The sequence below is a fragment of the Deferribacter desulfuricans SSM1 genome, assembly GCF_000010985.1.
Lineage (GTDB): Bacteria > Chrysiogenota > Deferribacteres > Deferribacterales > Deferribacteraceae > Deferribacter > Deferribacter desulfuricans.
This window is the reverse complement of sequence record NC_013939.1, coordinates 203723-221979: the sequence shown is the minus strand read 5'-3', so window position 1 is coordinate 221979 and position 18257 is coordinate 203723. Positions and strand designations below refer to the sequence as shown.

The 18257-nt window shown below is 32.3% G+C and carries 19 protein-coding genes; 6 read left to right on the top strand and 13 right to left on the bottom strand.

The window, feature by feature from the left end; translation table 11 throughout:
• Window positions 1-5: 5 nt before the first annotated feature.
• The 9 genes from DEFDS_RS01120 to DEFDS_RS12505 all read right to left on the bottom strand — a co-directional run bounded on the left by DEFDS_RS01120 (window position 6) and on the right by DEFDS_RS12505 (window position 8501).
• A complete protein-coding gene (locus DEFDS_RS01120) occupies window positions 6-476 on the bottom strand; it encodes a CBS domain-containing protein (RefSeq protein ID WP_013006978.1) in 471 nt (156 codons plus the stop codon).
• A gap of 212 nt (window positions 477-688) precedes the next feature.
• Entirely contained in the window at window positions 689-1504 is an 816-nt protein-coding gene (locus tag DEFDS_RS01115) for an SDH family Clp fold serine proteinase (protein ID WP_013006977.1), read from the bottom strand.
• Window positions 1505-1513: 9 nt separating this feature from the next.
• Entirely contained in the window at window positions 1514-2239 is a 726-nt protein-coding gene (locus DEFDS_RS01110) for a rhomboid family intramembrane serine protease (RefSeq protein WP_013006976.1), read from the bottom strand.
• A gap of 82 nt (window positions 2240-2321) precedes the next feature.
• Complete coding sequence (gene dapB / locus DEFDS_RS01105) at window positions 2322-3128, bottom strand: 4-hydroxy-tetrahydrodipicolinate reductase (RefSeq protein ID WP_013006975.1); 807 nt, start codon at window positions 3126-3128, stop codon at window positions 2322-2324.
• A gap of 11 nt (window positions 3129-3139) precedes the next feature.
• The gene (dapA, locus tag DEFDS_RS01100) at window positions 3140-4021 is read right to left on the bottom strand and encodes a 4-hydroxy-tetrahydrodipicolinate synthase (protein WP_013006974.1); all 882 of its coding nucleotides are present in this window, start codon (window positions 4019-4021) and stop codon (window positions 3140-3142) included.
• Window positions 4022-4034: 13 nt separating this feature from the next.
• Entirely contained in the window at window positions 4035-4850 is an 816-nt protein-coding gene (dapF, locus tag DEFDS_RS01095; RefSeq protein ID WP_013006973.1) for a diaminopimelate epimerase, read from the bottom strand.
• A gap of 10 nt (window positions 4851-4860) precedes the next feature.
• Window positions 4861-6114, bottom strand: coding sequence for a diaminopimelate decarboxylase (gene lysA, locus DEFDS_RS01090; protein ID WP_013006972.1), 1254 nt, complete (start codon window positions 6112-6114; stop codon window positions 4861-4863).
• Window positions 6115-6331: 217 nt separating this feature from the next.
• Complete coding sequence (locus DEFDS_RS01085) at window positions 6332-6580, bottom strand: DUF167 domain-containing protein (RefSeq protein WP_013006971.1); 249 nt, start codon at window positions 6578-6580, stop codon at window positions 6332-6334.
• The gene (locus tag DEFDS_RS12505; protein WP_013006970.1) at window positions 6570-8501 is read right to left on the bottom strand and encodes a P-loop NTPase; all 1932 of its coding nucleotides are present in this window, start codon (window positions 8499-8501) and stop codon (window positions 6570-6572) included. The genes DEFDS_RS01085 and DEFDS_RS12505 overlap by 11 nt, the downstream gene beginning before the upstream one ends.
• 149 nt (window positions 8502-8650) lie before the next feature.
• On the opposite strand from DEFDS_RS12505, the gene argC reads away from it, so the two are divergent.
• From argC to cysK, 4 genes are all read left to right on the top strand, one after another.
• Window positions 8651-9649, top strand: coding sequence for an N-acetyl-gamma-glutamyl-phosphate reductase (gene argC, locus DEFDS_RS01075; protein WP_013006969.1), 999 nt, complete (start codon window positions 8651-8653; stop codon window positions 9647-9649).
• Window positions 9650-9957: 308 nt separating this feature from the next.
• Window positions 9958-10377 carry an RrF2 family transcriptional regulator gene (locus DEFDS_RS01070; RefSeq protein WP_013006968.1) on the top strand — a complete coding sequence of 140 codons (420 nt, stop codon included), beginning with the start codon at window positions 9958-9960 and terminating at the stop codon, window positions 10375-10377.
• Between the two features lie 34 nt (window positions 10378-10411).
• On the top strand, window positions 10412-11698 hold the full coding sequence (locus DEFDS_RS01065; protein ID WP_013006967.1) for an O-acetylhomoserine aminocarboxypropyltransferase/cysteine synthase family protein: 1287 nt from the start codon (window positions 10412-10414) through the stop codon (window positions 11696-11698).
• 7 nt (window positions 11699-11705) lie between these two features.
• A complete protein-coding gene (cysK, locus tag DEFDS_RS01060; protein ID WP_041223535.1) occupies window positions 11706-12659 on the top strand; it encodes a cysteine synthase A in 954 nt (317 codons plus the stop codon).
• On the opposite strand, the gene DEFDS_RS01055 is transcribed toward cysK, so the two are convergent.
• Together DEFDS_RS01055 and DEFDS_RS12500 are read right to left on the bottom strand one after the other, a co-directional pair.
• Entirely contained in the window at window positions 12656-13069 is a 414-nt protein-coding gene (locus DEFDS_RS01055) for an ATP-binding protein (RefSeq protein WP_269446363.1), read from the bottom strand. The genes cysK and DEFDS_RS01055 overlap by 4 nt on opposite strands.
• A 19-nt stretch (window positions 13070-13088) precedes the next feature.
• Window positions 13089-13433 (bottom strand): STAS domain-containing protein, encoded by a 345-nt coding sequence (locus DEFDS_RS12500; protein ID WP_013006964.1) that lies wholly within the window; start codon window positions 13431-13433, stop codon window positions 13089-13091.
• Between the two features lie 158 nt (window positions 13434-13591).
• Between DEFDS_RS12500 and DEFDS_RS01045 the strand changes: the two genes are divergently transcribed.
• Together DEFDS_RS01045 and DEFDS_RS01040 are read left to right on the top strand one after the other, a co-directional pair.
• The gene (locus DEFDS_RS01045; protein ID WP_013006963.1) at window positions 13592-15250 is read left to right on the top strand and encodes a putative manganese-dependent inorganic diphosphatase; all 1659 of its coding nucleotides are present in this window, start codon (window positions 13592-13594) and stop codon (window positions 15248-15250) included.
• Between the two features lie 27 nt (window positions 15251-15277).
• Window positions 15278-15727: a universal stress protein gene (locus DEFDS_RS01040; protein WP_013006962.1), complete on the top strand. Its 450-nt coding sequence runs from the start codon at window positions 15278-15280 to the stop codon at window positions 15725-15727.
• Between the two features lie 191 nt (window positions 15728-15918).
• Here the strand turns inward: DEFDS_RS01040 and DEFDS_RS01035 are convergent, their stop codons facing one another.
• Window positions 15919-16848 (bottom strand): M23 family metallopeptidase, encoded by a 930-nt coding sequence (locus DEFDS_RS01035; protein WP_050742496.1) that lies wholly within the window; start codon window positions 16846-16848, stop codon window positions 15919-15921.
• A 96-nt stretch (window positions 16849-16944) separates the two neighbouring features.
• Window positions 16945-18228: a phosphopyruvate hydratase gene (gene eno / locus DEFDS_RS01030; RefSeq protein ID WP_013006960.1), complete on the bottom strand. Its 1284-nt coding sequence runs from the start codon at window positions 18226-18228 to the stop codon at window positions 16945-16947.
• Between the last annotated feature and the right edge of the window lie 29 nt (window positions 18229-18257).

Below are 18257 nucleotides of genomic sequence, written 5' to 3'. Positions count from 1 at the left end.
AGATATTACCATTCCAAATCACAGTTTATTTCTCTTAACATCCTTTTTACAACTGCCCATGCATCAAGCAAACCAACAAGTTTTTTATTTCTATCGATCACTACAATAGTTCTCACGCACTTTTTATCGTTAATAAGCTTCAAAGCCACAGAAAGAGTACTTTCATCATCATAAGCCCAATTAAAATCTTTCTTCATCACATCTTCAACTTTCAACTCCAATAATTCACAAAGTTTTTCTGAAAAATTGGGCAAATCAGAAAAACCAATTACATTATCCAACATACCATTTACTAAATATTGAGGTAACACTTTTCTTATTAACTGCTTTGCAGTAATCAAGCCAACAGCATGCCCTTCATCATCAATAACAGGTATATCACAAGGTTCATCTTTCCATTTTTCTACTACCGTTTCAAACTTATCATTAGGTTTTACAACAAATTTTGGAGAAAACATAATCTGTTTTGCATACATAACATCATCTCCCAATCTTTTTTATGATATTATACCCCTTTTACTCCTAATTTCAATCAATATGATTAGAAAAATAGATATAGCATAGACCGTTTCATTTTGTAATTACATAAATCAGCGGAGCAATCTGAGCATATTAAACCTTACTATAAAATGATTTAAATCAATAAATTATTAGCTAAACAGTTTTTGTAATTTAACGTTATCGCTTTTTAACTCTTATGTTTTGGGACAGGGAGATACTCAACGCTTGGCATTTTTTTAACAGGCTGAGGATACAAACTCATCAACTGCATTACTTCCTCAGGGATATCAGAGGAAACATTTAATCCAAGTTTTTTAGCCTCTTCAAAGGTAATTGGATAATCGTGTGTCCAGGTACCGGTTGAAAGTAAATGAGCAAGTTCTTTAGCTTTCTCCTCTTCATATTTATCTACTAAAAGTTCATATACTGCACTTTCAAGTTGAGAAACAGCCTTCTTTGCTACATCAGCCATAATAAGAGTCTTGTCATCAATTTTATTTACATCTTTTTGCTCTAAAAGTTTTAAAATAGATGCAGCAGGATATTCCCCTAATTGTGGATCAACTGGACCGAGCACTGCATTTTCACTCATCACAATCTCATCAGCAGCCAAAGAGATTAATGTCCCACCACTCATTGCACAATGGGGAACAAAAACTGTTACTTTCCCTTTATGTTTTTTGAGAGCTCTTGCAATCTGCAAAGATGCCAAAACCAATCCACCAGGTGTATGTAAAATTAAATCAATAGGCACATCTTTATCTGTCATCTGAATTGCCCTTAAAACCTCTTCAGAGTCATCCACATTTATAAATTTATAAACAGGAAAACCCAAAAAACTCATAGTTTCCTGCCTATGAACAAGCAAAATTACTCTTGAGCCTCTTTTTTTCTCTATTTTCGCAATCAATTTTTGCCTAGCAGCTTCTATCATTCTCTGTTTCAAGACTGGCTGCATTGCTGCAAGCATAAAGAAGAGCCAGAAAAGCTCATTAAATGTCATAATTCACCCCTACCTAAAGTATCTCATCAAAACTTCATCTGGATAAAAATCTCTATAATCATCTTTCTTTTTAAAAATTCGATGGAAAATCATACCAAAAACAAAACCACCAATATGCGCCCACCAAGCAATACCTGTGGCATTTTGATTTGCCACTAAAGTAAATGTACCTGAAACAACTTGAGAGAAAAACCAGAAACCTAAAAACACCACTGCAGGAATTTCAAAAAATAGAGGAATAAAGAAAATTGGTATAAGCGTTATAATTTTTGAAAATGGGAACATCACGAAATATGCACCCATCACTCCAGCAATAGCTCCAGATGCACCCACTGCAGGAACAACAGAATCTGCATTAAACACAAAATGCGTAATACTTGCAGCAATACCTGACAATAAATAAAAAATTAGATATCTGAAATGACCTAATCTATCCTCAACATTATCACCAAAAATATAAAGCGTCCACATATTGCTAATTAAGTGAAACCAGCTGCCATGAAGAAACATATTGGTGAAAAATGGCCAATAGTTATCCACATGTAATCCAGCAAAATAAGCCCACTCAGGATGAGTATATCTTGCAGGCACTAAACCAAATAAGTAAAAAAACCGATTTAATAAATCTGGTGGCAAAGAAACCTCATACAGAAACACAATAACATTTATAAAAATCAAAGCATAATTAACAAAAGGGGTTTCTCTACGCGGTATAATATCTTTTATCGGCAACATAAATTATATTATAAATTAAGAAAAATAATTTTCAATAAAAATAAGATATGGCACCGCAAATATGCAGTGCCATAAAAAAACTTTATAAGTTCAACACATCGAACATTGAATAGAAACCAGCTGGCTTATCCTTTATCCATTTAGCAGCAGAAAGTGCACCTTTTGCAAAGGTATCTCTCGTATGAGCTTTATGAGTAATTTCAATCCTTTCTCCATTACCACAAAACATTACAGTGTGCTCACCAACAATATCACCTGCTCTAATAGTCTGAATCCCTATCTCTTTATCTGTTCTTTCACCAATCAAGCCTCTTCTGCAATAAACTGCATCGCTATCAAGATTCCTTCCAGTTGCTTTTGCCACAACTTCTGCCATCTTCATGGCAGTACCACTTGGAGCATCTTTCTTCATTCTGTGATGAGCCTCAATAATCTCTATATCATAAATATTCCCAATAGCCTTAGCTACCATCTCAAGCACTTTGAAAGTCAGATTAACCCCAAGGCTCATATTAGGAGCCAACAAAACGGGTATTTTTTCTGACAATTTTTTGATCTCTTCAACTTCGCTATCTTCAAAACCTGTTGTGCCAATTACTATAGGTTTACCTGCTTCTAAATAAGCATCAAGGTTTGATAATGTAGCTGTTTTAAATGTAAAATCTATCAAAACATCAGAATCTTTTGCAGTTTCAACAATATTATCAGAGATCTTCACTCCAAGATTACCTACACCAATAACCTCTCCAATATCTTTACCTAAAAAAGATGATTCTTTTGATTCAACTGCACCGCCAATTTCTATATCATTATCATCTAAACCAAGCGCTATAATCCTTCTACCCATTTTACCTGCAGCACCAACCATACAAATAGCTGTTTTACTCATAAATTACCTCATCAATTTTTTAAACTAAGTCCTAAATCAAGTAATACTTTTCTTAGTCTTTCAGTATTTGCCTCAGTCATTGGAACAAGTGGTAATCTTATTTCATCCTCTATTAACCCCATAAGATACAATGCCTTTTTCACAGGTATTGGATTAGTTTCAAAGAATATAGCTTTAAAAAGTGGGAAAAGTTTATAATGCAGTTCTTTAGCTTTATTTATATCACCAGCAAAGAAGCTATCTACAAGTTCAGCCATAAGTTCAGGAACGATATTAGTGGCAACAGATATTACCCCTTTAGCACCAAGGCATAAAAGAGGGTAAGTCAATGAATCCTCGCCACTTAATAATGCGAAACTGTCATCTGTCCCTGCAATTATCTCAGCAGCCTGATCAAGAGAACCACTCGCCTCTTTTACACCAACAATGTTTTTAATTTTTGAAAGCTCAATTACAGTCTCAGGCAACATATTTACAGCAGTTCTACCTGGAACATTATATAAAATTATTGGTATATCAACAGCTTCAGCAACAGCTTTAAAATGCTCATAAAGCCCTTTTTGAGTAGGTTTGTTATAATAAGGTGTAATAACTAAAGCAGCGTCCGCACCAGCCTCTTTTGCATGTTTTGTCAAAAATATTGTTTCATGGGTGCTGTTTGAACCAGTACCAGCAATAACAGGCACCCTACCTTTAACCTGGTCAATTACTAAATCAATAACCTGACAATGTTCTTCATAAGTCAGCGTTGCAGATTCACCAGTCGTTCCACAAGGAACTATTCCATCAGTCCCTTTTTCAATTTGAAACTCTACCAACTCTCTAAGTTTAGCTTCATCAACCTTACCATCTTTCATAGGTGTAACTATAGCTACAATACTCCCTTTAAACATGACATCCTCCTCTTTAATACTCTAAAGCTTCTTTATTTAAATTGCCTGTATAAACAACCCTTGCCTCCCCTTCTAAAAATACTTTTTTATCTTCTAAATAGACTTTTAAAATTAAACCACTACTTGTTTCAATTTCAACAGGGGAGTTAACAATCCCTTTCTTTACTGCAATTATAGAAGTTGCCACTGAACCTGTTCCACAGGCCATTGTTTCATTCTCTACACCGCGCTCATAGGTTCGAACTTTTAGCTTATTCTCACCTATCTTTTTGAAAAAGTTTACATTTGTACCAGCTGGTTTATATACATCATGGAATCTAATTTCTCTACCGTATTTTACTACATCAAAACTGTAAATATCATCTTTAACCTCAACAACAACATGAGGTACACCCGTATTTATACTGGAAACTGTTAATTTTTCTCCTAAAACTTCAATTTCGTAATCTATCTTCTCATCAAATGGCTCAGTCAACTGAACTTTAACATTAAAACCATCCATTATTTCAGCTTCTATAATCCCAGCTATTGTCTCAAATTTCATTTTTTTTCCAGCAATACCATTTAAATAGGCAAATCTTGCTGCACATCTTGAACCGTTTCCACACATTTCAGCAGAAGAACCATCAGCATTAAAAAATTGCCATTTAAAATCAACTTTATCAGAATTTTCTATCAAAATAAGCCCATCTGCACCAACTGATACACATCTTGCACAAACTTTTGGAATAAAGTCTTTCAAATTGAAATCATTCATTTTACCATCACGGTTATCTATAATTATAAAATCGTTACCGCTACCGGTCATTTTATAAAATGGTATATTCATAAACAACCCCTTATAAATCCTCTGGTATAGATTCTGGACCTATCAAATCATCATAGGTTTCTCTTCTTCTAACAATATAATATTTATCTTTATTTACCAATATTTCAGGCACTCTTGGTCTAGAGTTATAGTTAGAACTCATAGTAAAACCATATGCACCTGCACTCATAACTGCTATCAAGTCCCCTTGCTGAAAATCAGGAAGGTTTCTATCCTTTGCAAGGAAATCACCAGTCTCACAAATTGGTCCCACAATATCACCATAAACAGTTTTATAATGCCCTTCTTTAACTGGCTTTATATCATGGAAAGAACCATACAAAATAGGTCTCATAAGATCGTTCATTGCTGCATCAACAATTTTGAAATGTTTTAACTCAGTTTCTTTAGTGTAAAGAACTCTTGTAACAAGAACACCTGCATTGCCAGCTATAACTCTTCCAGGTTCAAACACTAAAGTAACATCTAACCCTCTAATAACATCAATTATTTTATCAGCATATTCTTTCGGTGAAGGTGGCATTTCTTCGTTGTACTTAATACCGAGCCCACCACCTAAATCCAAGTATTTAATATTAATCCCTTTACTTTTGAGAGTTTTAATCATATCAACCATAATTTTAGTTGCATCCACAAAAGGTGAAATCTCAGTAAGTTGAGAACCTATGTGACAGTGAGCACCCACCACTTCAATATTATCAAGAGAAGCTGCGTACTCATACTCCTGATAAGCATTTTCTATTGGGATACCAAACTTATTCTTTTTCAAACCAGTTGATATATATGGATGTGTTTTAGGGTCAACATTTGGATTAACCCTTAAAGCTATTCTAGCTTTTTTCTTTAATCTACCTGCTACCTCATTTATCTTTTCAAGCTCTTGGAAAGACTCAATATTAAACATTAAAATATCGGATTTTAATGCAAACTCTATTTCTTCTTCAGTTTTTCCAACCCCAGCATAAACAATCTTTTTAGGATCAATACCTGCTTTAAGTGCTCGATATAACTCTCCACCAGAAACAATATCAGCACCACAACTAAGTTTTCCCAATAAATTTAAAACAGCAAGATTAGAATTTGCCTTTACAGCAAAACAGATAATATGCGGTACCTCTTCAAAACTTGCGTCAAAAACCTCAAAATGTCTTTTCAGTGTAGCAGCACTATAAACATAAAAAGGTGTCCCAACCTCTGCTGCAATCTTTTTTAGAGGAACTTCCTCACAAAACATCTCCCCATCTTTGTAGTGAAAGTGATGCATACAATACCCCTTTATTTTTTTTCATATCATTTAACATTAATAATTATGTTTGTCAAAGCTAAAGCCTAACAAAATTCACTCATTTTTACAAAATTAATTTTTTTATAAAATTGAGGACGTTGCATAATAATAATTGCTTTGGCGACAAAAGTTGCCGAAGTAATCTCATGATTATGATAATTGTCCACACGATGGTATGTTGTACAATATTCCCAAATTATAATTTAGACAAATCAATGTCTTCTAAAAATTCAACCGTTTTAATCCTACTTTTCTCACCACTAACGATTTTAACTGATGATTTTGAAACACCTAATTTCTTTGCCAAAAATTTTATAAGCTCCTTATTTGCTGCTCCATCAACTGGTGGTGAAGCCACCTTTATTTTTGTCATATTATTAAATTCCCCGGCTACTTCAGTCTTTTTCGCACCAGGCTGAATATAAAATGTAATTCTAACCCCCATCTTTCTGCCCAGAATCGTTGTAATAAGCTGCATTCAATAATAGCACATCTGTTTTTTCACTAATAGTCCTATCCACATCACCCATAAATTCACTCATATAAAATTCACCACTTTTCAGCAAAGAAAGCTCATAAAACGCATCTATACCTATTTTTTCGTTGCATGTAGCATGTATCACTTCACCATTTTTAATGTAAATTTTCCCTTCAACATCATCTGAATAAACTTCAATCACATAGTCTTTAGCAGAAGAAGAAGTTAACTGTATTAAATCAAAGAAAGAAAAATCCTTCAAATCTCCACTAATTTTATCTCTACCATCTTCTAAGTACTGATTAGAAAATAGTTTTCTATACGATTCAATAAACTGCTCCAATCTCTTCTTATTAATACCAACTATCTCATCAAAGGATACACCATAGCGATTCTTCTCTCTTATATTTCTAATTATCGCTTTTACATTTTTGATCTCTTTACCATTTGGTAATACAAAATTTAGCTCTAAAATATCACCAATATCACATGGGTAATTTGTGCTAATCAATGCACCATTTAAACTTAAATCATGAATCATACCATTAAGTGGCTTAATCTTTTTGTATATTATTTTACAAGGTATTTGAACGCTGATGCGTTTTGAGTCTCTAAGTTTAGTTATTAAATAATCTTTTGGATACGTTATCAATATCAAATTTACAGACTCTAACTCACCATAAATTTTAGCTTTAAACTCTATAATATAATCTTCATAGCTATATCTTGCCGTCACATAATCATAAATTTCAAAAAGCTTATCAATATCCTTATTGGTCGTACAAATCAGATACTTTCCAAACTCATAACCTACAATTTTTGAAGTGTAATGTTTGATATTATTCTCAACAAAAATAAGTTCTTTACCAATATAAAAATTTTCAAAATAACTATCAGTTACCGCTTCTGACTTAACCTTCCTTTTAAGTATTTTCACTATCTTATTTAATTCATTTAACTGATATAATATATCACCAATCTTCTTTTCACTCTCAGCCACATAAAAATCTAAAAAATTGGACTCTACAGCTTCCCCGACCTCTTTCTTATCTTCATTTTTACTTGAAACAAACTCCTTATCAGCACTTTCCTTTATCAAATCATCAAATAAAGCATCTATTTCAACACCTTTTAGATTTGAATTGTTAACAAAATATTCTGCATAATGTTTAAAAAGTTTTGACGTAGGGGAGTTTGGATATAAAGTGATAATAGGTATTTGCCTGTTGACAGATTCTGCAAAATTCTCATCTTCTGGCAAAAAACCAAGCAAATTTATATCTAAATGTAAAAACTTTTTTACTGTATCCCTGAATTTTTCAAAAACACTATGTACCTGAGCCTTTGATTTTGCTCTGTTTATAAGGATCTTAAATTCTCTAACAATATTCTTCTCTTTTAAAATCTTCAACGTAGAATAACTATCCTTAATAGATGTTACTTCAGGCAAGATAACAACAACAACTTCATCTGCAAGTTTCACAAAGGATAATATCTCATTTGATATACCAGCTCCAGTATCAATAATTAAGTATTCAAAACGGTCTCTTAATCTTTTTATTTCACCTAATAAATGATTTCGTTTTTTCCCAGATAATTTTGTCAACTCAAATATTCCACTACCTGCAGGTATTAAAGCAAAATTTGGATAATGCTTATCTTCGATCAAAACATCTTCTATTTTAAAATCATTAAGAACAATATCAGCAATAGTCTTTTCAGGCTTTTTACCAATCAAAAGGTCTGCATTCCCCAACGCTAAGTCCGCATCAAGAAGTGCAACCTTTTTCCCAAGTTTAGAAATTGATAATGCTAAATTTAAAGAAAAATTACTCTTCCCAACCCCACCTTTTCCACTTGTAACAGTAATAACTTTAGTTTTTTCCATACTTATACATTAACATACAATTTATAACTTTTCAAATTAAGTTTTAAAATAAAATTAGCGCTTATAAATTTATAAAAAATTGCTATAATAAATAAAAATAAAGAGGATTGTTGCATACTCTATAATATAAAATACAAGTGGAGGAATAGATGAAAGTTTCTATAATAGGTTCTACAGGATATACTGGTTTTGAGCTAGTTAAGATTCTCATAAAACACCCACACATAGAAATATCAGCAGTGACAAGTGATAGCTATGCTGGCAAAAATTTTTCTGAAATATATCCTCAGCTTACCAACATATTTGACAAAACAATCGAACCTAACAATTTCGAACAAATCGCCTCAAAAAGTGACATTATTTTCCTATGCCTTCCGCACGCAGCATCAATGGATGCAGTAAAATATTTTTTTGTTAAAGGTAAAATTTGTATAGACCTAAGCGCCGATTTTAGATATCAAGATATTTCACTTTATGAAAAAACTTATAAAATAAATCATAAATATCCAGAACTATTAGATTTTACTGCGTACGGAATACCTGAATTATTTGAAAAAAATATCAAAAGTGCAAAAATTATAGGAAATCCCGGATGTTATCCTACAAGCATAATCATCCCCACTTATCCATTATTAAAAGAAGGTCTAATATCACCAGAAATAATTGCTGATTCTAAATCTGGTGTTAGTGGCGCGGGGAAAAAACCTACAGAAAAAACACATTTTTGTGAGGTTAATGAAGATTTTAAGCCTTATTCCATACTATCCCACAGACACGAGTCTGAGATATCATCGATATTAAAATTAGCTGATAAAAATAGTAAAGTAATATTTACCCCTCATCTTTTACCTATCAATAGAGGAATTGAATCTACAATCTATACAAAGTCTGATAAAAGCTTAGAACAACTATATGACTGTTTAAAAGAATATTATAAAAATAAAAAATTTGTCAGAATCTATGAAAACAGCATCCCTTCAATAAAAAATGTTCAATACACAAACTTCATCGATATAGCACTGTTTAAAAGAAGAGAAACTCTAATAATTGTATCATGTATTGATAATCTCATAAAGGGAGCAAGCGGACAGGCAGTTCAAAATATGAATTTATTACTAAACTTAAAAGAAAGTACCGCATTAATTTAACAAACTGTTTAGTGCTTATGTTTAAAAAATTCAATAAATTTGAGATTGCTTACCTCGCCATTAACGTTTACATCTTGATAATTATCTATTTAACAATAATATACTAAAAAATTTTTAAACTTAGTAAATCTCACTAAATGGCGGGGTCATAATAACCACAAAATTTGCCATTGCGAGCGTCAGCGAAGCAATCTGGATGATTTTGTCAACAATTATAGTATAGCTTGAGTATTTATTTATCACTAATATCATGATTTTTATTGACATTCTTTAATATCTCTGTTACAACTTCACTTAAGAGGTGAACAATGAATGTAACATCTAAATCCATATATGCAATTATAGCAGTTTATGAATTGGCTTTAAACAAAGATAAATTTATTAAAAGTGATGTCATTGCAAAAAAATACAATATTCCAAAAAGATTCCTTGAAATAACCCTTTCTGAACTAAAAACAAACGGAATAGTCATATCTAAAAAAGGTGGCGGAGGTGGATTTGCCCTTAAAAAGCTTCCTGAAGAAATATCTATTTTTGATATAATCACTATCACAGAAAACGATTTAAAAGTATTTAATTGTTCAAAATTTTTAGAAAAATCCACATGCAACACTTTTACTGTTTTTGAAAATCTAAACACGGAAATAATTAGCTTGTTAAAAAACAAAACAATTCAAGACATTATCAACGAAAACACGATTAACTTTACCACAACATTTATAATTTAGAAGCTAAGTAAAAAAATTATAGGAGGATGATAAAATGAAAAATATTGAAAGTTTACTTTTGCATCACGGTTACAGACCTGATAGCACCGGAGCAAGAGCAGTACCCATATACCAAACTTCATCATATGTATTTAGAGACACTGAACACGCTGCAAACCTTTTTGAATTAAAAGAACCTGGCTATATTTACACTAGATTAATGAACCCCACACAAGAAGTTTTAGAGCATAGGCTAGCTGCCCTCCATGGAGGAACTTCTGCTTTAGCAGTATCATCAGGCCAGGCAGCTATTAGTTATGCAATTTTAAATATTACTAATTTAGGTGACAATATCGTATCGGGCTCTTATCTCTATGGGGGAACTTTTAACTTGTTTAACTACACATTGAAAAAACTTGGAAGAGAAGTAAAGTTTGTAGATTCATCAAATCCCGAAAACTTTAAAAAAGCTGCAGATAAAAAAACAAAAGCCTTTTACTTAGAATCAATCGGTAATCCAAAAAATAATGTGAACGATTTTGAGGAAATAGCTAAAATTGCTCACGAACTAGGTGTACCTCTAATAATTGACAATACAGTAGCACCATACATCTTTAACCCTTTTGATCACGGTGCTGATATAGTTGTTTATTCGCTCACCAAATTTATTACTGGAAATGGTACAAGTATTGGTGGAGCTATAGTGGAAAAGGGCGATTTTAACTGGGCAAACGGAAATTTCCCAGAATTTACTAATCCAGATGAGTCTTACCACGGACTTGTTTACTGGGATGCATTTGGCAATCATAATGATGCTATAGCTAAAGGTGCTGCTTTTACCTCAAAAATAAGACTTCAGCTTTTGAGAGATATGGGTGCCTGCATTAGCCCTTTTAATGCCTTTATGATAATCGAAGGGCTTGAAACTCTACCTTTAAGGATGAAAAAACATTGTGAAAATGCTTTAGAAGTAGCAAAATTTCTTGAAAAACACCCAAAAATCAGCTGGGTTAATTATCCAGGATTAGAAAGTCACCCTGATCATAAAAATGCCAAAAAATATTTAAAAAATGGTTTTGGCGCTATAATAGGTTTTGGTGTTAAAGGTGGATATGAAGCAGGGAAAATATTTATAAATTCTATCAAAATGATTTCTCATTTAGCCAATATAGGTGATGCTAGATCTCTTGTAATTCATCCTGCAAGCACAACCCACCAACAGCTTACACCTGAGCAAAGATTAGCAACAGGTGTAACAGATGATTTTATACGTCTATCCGTTGGGATTGAAAATGTTGAAGATATAATTGAGGATATTGGCCAAGCATTAAACCAAATTTAAGGGGGAAATAATGAAATTTTTTGAATCAAACTTCCAATCTATTGGCAATACACCTACTGTCGAGCTAAAAAATATAAATAAAAATCTAAACGGTAAATTATACGCAAAATTAGAAAATAGAAACCCATCCTTTTCTGTAAAAGATAGAATAGGTTATTCCATGATTATGGACGCTTTATTCAACAAAAAACTTAAAGAGGAGATGACAATAATTGAACCAACAAGCGGCAACACAGGTATAGCCCTTGCAATGATGGGCGCATCTCTTGGTTTCAAGGTTATGCTTGCAATGCCAGAATCAATGAGTATCGAAAGACGTGCAATTATGCAAATGTATGGCGCTGAACTTTTACTGACACCAGCAGAAAAAGGGATGAAAGGGGCAATTGATGCAGCAAATGAATTACTGAAAAATGAACCAGATAAATTTTTTATGCCATCACAATTTGACAACCCTGCAAACCCAAAGATTCATGAAGCAACTACGGGACCTGAAATATACTATGCTTTAAACGGCAAAATCGATTATTTTGTTGCAGGTGTTGGAACTGGCGGGACTCTTAGTGGAACAAGTAGATTTTTAAAGCGGGTAACCTTTAACAAAATTAAATCTATTGCTGTTGAGCCAGCAAATAACCCTGCAATCTCATACTTTTTAAATAAAAAAGATTTCACACCTGCACCCCATAAAATACAGGGAATAGGAGCAGGTTTTATCCCTAAAAATTTGGATTTAAGCATCGTTGACGACGTAATTACCATTGAAGATGAAGAAGCTATAGACTTTGCAAGAAGGTTATTTAAAGAAGAAGGTATTATGGCTGGCATTTCATCGGGAGCAAATTTTGCTGCTGCTTATAAAATAGCACAAAAAAAAGAGAACAAAGATCTAAGCATAGTTTTCATTGTTTGTGATACTGGTGAAAGATATCTCAGTACAGACCTATTTCAAAAAATTTAACAGCAAGTTAGGGGGTTATCCTCTAACTTGTTATTCTTTTTATTTAATTTTTTATGTATTACAACTTTTTTGCGATTATCTTTTATGACATCAATAAAATCCACTAATTTTGATACGAGATAAAGTCCTCTACCGTAATCTAAAAAAAGATCAGGTTTTTCTGGAATTTTTAAATTAAATAAATCCCCTTCATCAGAAACTTCTACAATTAAATTTTCATTTTCAACTTTGCAACTTATAGAGACGTTCTTCTTTGGGTCATTTTGATTTCCATGAATTACTGCATTATTCAATAACTCAGCGATAATCAACCTTATAAAATATAATTCCTTATCACCTAAACCATAACTTTTTAAATTTTCACAAATTTTCTCAGCTACCTTATTTACTTTTCTAAGATCTGATTCAATTTCAAAAGTTAGATTTATTTTAACTCCCCTCCAAAATTTCTTTTACTGCTTCATCATAATCTTTTACAATTTCTAATGCTCTAATAAGCCCTGTGGTTATAAATATTGACAGTACCTTATCATTATTAGTAACTATTTTAAAAATAGCACCTTTCTGCTTGGCCTCTTTATAGAAAAATACAAGGACGCTCAATGATGTACTATCCATATATTCAACATTATTTAAGTCCAAAATAATCTTTGCACCTTCAACAATATCTTTAACAACAACATCTTTCAATTCTCCCACAACCGAAGCATCTATACGCAGAGAATTTACTTTAAATGTTATAATACCGTTTTCTTCTTTTCTTAATATATCCATATCTTAGCCCCCTTAGTATATTTTAATTATATCACTATATAGCTATTAATCAAGCCAATTATAATGCTGGTATCCCCCAATTTTTTCATAAAATGAATTAATTTTATTGTTAAATTTATTTATCATTATATAATACAAATAAAAAATGAGGATTAAAAATGGAAACTGTATATGTTATAGGGCATAAAAATCCAGACACTGATTCAATTTGTTCTGCTTACTGCTATGCAAAATTAAAAAATCAAATTGATAAATCTCGCAGCTATATACCGGCAAGATGTGGGAATTTAAACGATCAAACTAAATATATTTTTAATCGACTCAATTTAACCCCTCCAGTGTTAATAAAAGATGTTTATCCAAAAGTAAGCGATTGTATGACCAAAAAAGTTATTTATTCAAATATAAACGATCCTATCTTTGATGTTATGAACAATATAAATAAATTAAAAATTCGACTTACACCAATATTAAATGACGAAAACGATTTAAAAGGTATTGTAAGTATCCTAGAAATTACAGATTTTTATATAGGTAAACAAGAAATAAACATAAGACCAAGTTATCTTTTTAGAATAGAAAATTTCCAAAAAGTACTAAATTGTGAGCTTATAAAAGAAGGTCGTAATAAAGAATTTAATGCACATATTTTAGTAGGTGCGATGCCTTTTAATAGATTTAAAGAGCAATTTGATGCACTCAATCCTGAAAATATTGTATTAATAGTAGGTAGAAGAGTTGATATTATAGAATATGCTGCAAGCAAACAGATCCCTGCAATTATAATAACCGGCTTAAAAGACAGATCTGAACTTGAAGGGATAAATATAGACAACTATCAAGGGTCAATAATCATATCATATCATGACACTGCTGAAACTGTTAGAAAAACCATTTTTAGTGTCCCAGCAAAATATGTGATGAGTAGCAATTTCCCCGTATTAAAAAAAGAGATGTATTTAGATGAAGCAAAGGATATTTTAATCAATGAAAATCGTAGGGGTTTGCCTGTCGTTGATGATAACGGAAAATTAGTTGGGATTCTAACTAGATCTGATCTTATTAAGAGATTTAAACAAAAATTGATTCTGATGGATCATAATGAGCTTAGCCAAGCAGTAGATGGTGCAGAAACCGCAGAAATAATTGAAATAATTGACCACCACAGACTCGGTACAATCAAAACTAACACTCCGATTTTCTTTTATGCAAAACCTCTTGGGAGTACGTGCTCCTTAGTTTATGAACTTTTCGAACATCACAAACAACATGTAGATGAAATTACAGCAACTCTACTTTTGAGTGGAATCCTTTCAGATACTGTGGTATTAAAATCACCCACAACGACAAAAAGAGATATAGAAATTGCTAAACAGTTAGCAAAAATAGCTCACTTAGATATAAACGATTATGGAAAAGAAATATTTAGTGTTACAGCAAATTTTGATAATTTAGATGTGGAAAAAGCTATATTAACTGATTTTAAAACATATAATGAATATAATGTAAATTTTGGAATTGGGCAAATAGAGGTTGTAACCTTGGATGGATTTGAAAATATAAAGGATAAAATAAAGGAAAATCTGCAAAATGTTAAGTCTGAAAAAGCTTTAGACTGGACGATGTTGCTTATCACTGATATTATAAGTGGTAACAGTATCTTAGTAACATCAAATTTCAAACCTGCAGAAAATTTGTTTATTTATCAAAAGATTGATGACTCAGTATTTTATCTAAAAAATGTGCTTTCAAGAAAAAAACAATTATTACCTGAAGTTTTAAGAGTTTTAGAAGAGTTGAGTTTAAATAAAAAATAAAATAGAATATAATCATGGAGGTGATTTATGAACGAATGTATCTATAAACATATTTTAGTAATGACAGATTTTAGTGATGATTCATTAAACGCTATTAGAGTGGCAGCAAATTTAGCTAAATCATGTAAAAGTAAACTGACAATACTTCATGTTGCACACGACGAAAGCCAGTTAAAGTTATATGTTAACGAAAAAGAATTTGAAAATATACGTAAACGTCTCGATGAAGAAATTAATAATCAACTTAAAGAACTAAATAAATCAGTCCCTTTATTAAATGAATTAGACGTTTCGTATATAATAAGAAGAGGGATACCATACGTGGAAGGGCTTTTAGAAATAGAAAAAGGTGACTACGACCTCGTAGTAATCGGTTCTCATGGTAAAACTAGCATAAAGAAATTTTTCTATGGAAGTACTGCTGAAAAAATAGTTAGAAGGGCCCCAATAAGCGTATTAGTCACAAGAAAAAATTGATAACGAATAATTTTTAGATTGTATTAAATTTCATCTTCGATGCTTATTGAGTAAATTACTCTATAATAGATTGCTTCGTTGCTTCTGTTCATTGCAATAACCCCTAAATGCAGTCATTGCAAGTGCAGCGAAGCAATCTTATTAACTTAAACAAATATATTCAAAGCTTTCTATTGATATTAAAATTATAATTATTGATCGTTTGCAGCTTCGTTAATAAATTCCAATGGATTTACCGGCACGCCGTTTACAAGAACTTCATAATGTACATGGGGGCCTGTGCTATGCCCAGAGCTACCAACTTTTGCTATAATATCACCCTTTTCAACGCGTTGTCCTACCTTGACAAGAACTTTACTATTGTGAGCATATCTTGTCACATACCCAAAACCATGATCTATAGTAACCAGCTTACCATACCCAGGTTTATAACCTGCATATATTACGATACCTTTTGCTGTAGCTCTAACAGGAGCACCATATCTTGCAGCTATATCAATCCCTTCATGGAAGACTCTTCTACCTGTAAATGGTGATATACGATAACCAAACTTACTTGATATCCAGCCTCTAACTGGCCAAATAGATGGAGTAGAAAGCGTCATAAGCCTTTGTTCTTCTAAAAAGTTTATAAGCTCAGAAAGACTATTCTGTTTCTTTTCAATCTCTGTTGATAATGATAGCAACGTATTATTCAAATCGTTAAAAAATTCGCTCTCTTTTCTTTCTGCAGTTGCTGAGTAATCCCTCAAAATATCTATCTCTTTACCACCTACAGCAAGCTTTTTGGTTTTTTCATCGGCATATTTTGCTAATTCTCTAACCTGTTTTTCAAGATCCTCAAGATAAACAAGTTTTGATTCAATCTCATTCACTTTTTTTGCATATTCAGTTAATCTAATTTTGAGAAGTTCATTCTCACTCTTATAAGAAAGCATCTGCTTTCTTTCAGAGTACAGTTTAGATAAGAGTCCTAACGATATAATAGTAATAGTAAAAACAATAACTAATGAAATTATAGCAGTACTTAAAGTCTTTTTCTTAAAGGAAAAAGACCTTACCTCTTTTTGCCCTGCTTCATCAAATACTAATAAAGTTAATTTTTTATTCTTTTTGGACATAACCAAGAACTATACCATTTATATTAAGTTGTCAATAACTTATTAAAAAGCTTGCATAAACAAAAACAAAAAAATAGGGGGAATACCCCCCATTGTCTATAAGTTATAAAAAGCTTTTAAACCTGGATAAATGGCTTGATCTAATAATTCATCCTCAATTCTGAGTAACCTATTGTATTTACAAACTCTATCAGTCCTACATGCTGATCCTGTTTTTATTTGACCTGCATTTACTGCAACTGCTAAGTCAGCAATTGTTGTATCCTCTGTTTCTCCAGATCTATGAGAAATAACACATGTATAACCAGCTCTTTTAGCAGTTTCTATTGCAGCTAAAGTTTCAGTTAAAGTTCCAATCTGATTGAGTTTAATTAAAATCGAATTGGCTACCTTGTTTTCAATACCTCTTATCAACCTTTCAGTATTAGTCACAAATAAATCATCGCCTACAAGCTGAATTTTACCACCAAGTGCTTCAGTCAACTTTTTCCATCCATCCCAATCTTCTTCTGCTAATCCGTCCTCAATACTGATTATTGGATATTTAGCAATTAAATACTGATAAAACTCAATTAACTCCTCAGCACTTTTTTCGGGCTCTTTCTCAGCTGCAAGAATGTATTTTCCATTTTTATAAAGCTCACTTGAAGCGACATCTAGTGCAAGATATATATCTTCTCCAGGTTTATATCCAGCTTTCTCAATAGCCATAAGAATCACTTCTAAAGCTTCTTCGTTTGATTTAAGATTTGGAGCAAAACCACCTTCATCACCAACAGCAGTATTATATCCTTTTTCACTTAAAACCTTTTTTAGTGCATGAAATGTCTCAACACCCATTCTTAAAGCTTCTCTAAAACTGTTTGCTCCAACAGGCATAATCATAAACTCTTGAATATCCACGTTATTATCCGCATGCTTACCACCGTTTAAAATATTCATCATAGGTACTGGCAACTGATGAGCAAAAACACCACCTATATATCTGTACAAGGGAAGTTCTAAAGCGTTTGCTGCTGCCTTAGCACACGCAAGTGAAACCCCAAGAATAGCATTTGCACCAATCTTGGATTTATTTTCAGTTCCATCCAAGTCACACAAAATATCATCAATTAATTTTTGCTCTAATACATCAATCCCTTCAAGCTCCTCAGCAATAATTTCATTAACATTCTGGACAGCTTTTAAAACACCCTTGCCATTGTAACGAGAGGGATCACCATCTCTTAACTCAACAGCTTCAAACTCGCCAGTTGATGCCCCCGATGGAACTGCAGCAACTCCTACAAAGCCACCACTTGTTACAACTTCTACTTCTACAGTCGGATTACCACGAGAATCCAATATCTCTCTAGCATAGATATCAATTATATCTGTCATGAAAAACCCCCTAATTAATTTTGATTACA

Coding starts and splice junctions, on each gene's coding strand:
- DEFDS_RS01120 (WP_013006978.1), bottom strand. CDS start 476: ATGTATGCAAAACAGATTATGTTTTCTCCAAAATTTGTTGTAAAACCT.
- DEFDS_RS01115 (WP_013006977.1), bottom strand. CDS start 1,504: ATGACATTTAATGAGCTTTTCTGGCTCTTCTTTATGCTTGCAGCAATG.
- DEFDS_RS01110 (WP_013006976.1), bottom strand. CDS start 2,239: ATGTTGCCGATAAAAGATATTATACCGCGTAGAGAAACCCCTTTTGTT.
- dapB (WP_013006975.1), bottom strand. CDS start 3,128: ATGAGTAAAACAGCTATTTGTATGGTTGGTGCTGCAGGTAAAATGGGT.
- dapA (WP_013006974.1), bottom strand. CDS start 4,021: ATGTTTAAAGGGAGTATTGTAGCTATAGTTACACCTATGAAAGATGGT.
- dapF (WP_013006973.1), bottom strand. CDS start 4,850: ATGAATATACCATTTTATAAAATGACCGGTAGCGGTAACGATTTTATA.
- lysA (WP_013006972.1), bottom strand. CDS start 6,114: ATGCATCACTTTCACTACAAAGATGGGGAGATGTTTTGTGAGGAAGTT.
- DEFDS_RS01085 (WP_013006971.1), bottom strand. CDS start 6,580: ATGGGGGTTAGAATTACATTTTATATTCAGCCTGGTGCGAAAAAGACT.
- DEFDS_RS12505 (WP_013006970.1), bottom strand. CDS start 8,501: ATGGAAAAAACTAAAGTTATTACTGTTACAAGTGGAAAAGGTGGGGTT.
- argC (WP_013006969.1), top strand. CDS start 8,651: ATGAAAGTTTCTATAATAGGTTCTACAGGATATACTGGTTTTGAGCTA.
- DEFDS_RS01070 (WP_013006968.1), top strand. CDS start 9,958: ATGAATGTAACATCTAAATCCATATATGCAATTATAGCAGTTTATGAA.
- DEFDS_RS01065 (WP_013006967.1), top strand. CDS start 10,412: ATGAAAAATATTGAAAGTTTACTTTTGCATCACGGTTACAGACCTGAT.
- DEFDS_RS12500 (WP_013006964.1), bottom strand. CDS start 13,433: ATGGATATATTAAGAAAAGAAGAAAACGGTATTATAACATTTAAAGTA.
- DEFDS_RS01045 (WP_013006963.1), top strand. CDS start 13,592: ATGGAAACTGTATATGTTATAGGGCATAAAAATCCAGACACTGATTCA.
- DEFDS_RS01040 (WP_013006962.1), top strand. CDS start 15,278: ATGAACGAATGTATCTATAAACATATTTTAGTAATGACAGATTTTAGT.
- DEFDS_RS01035 (WP_050742496.1), bottom strand. CDS start 16,848: ATGTCCAAAAAGAATAAAAAATTAACTTTATTAGTATTTGATGAAGCA.
- eno (WP_013006960.1), bottom strand. CDS start 18,228: ATGACAGATATAATTGATATCTATGCTAGAGAGATATTGGATTCTCGT.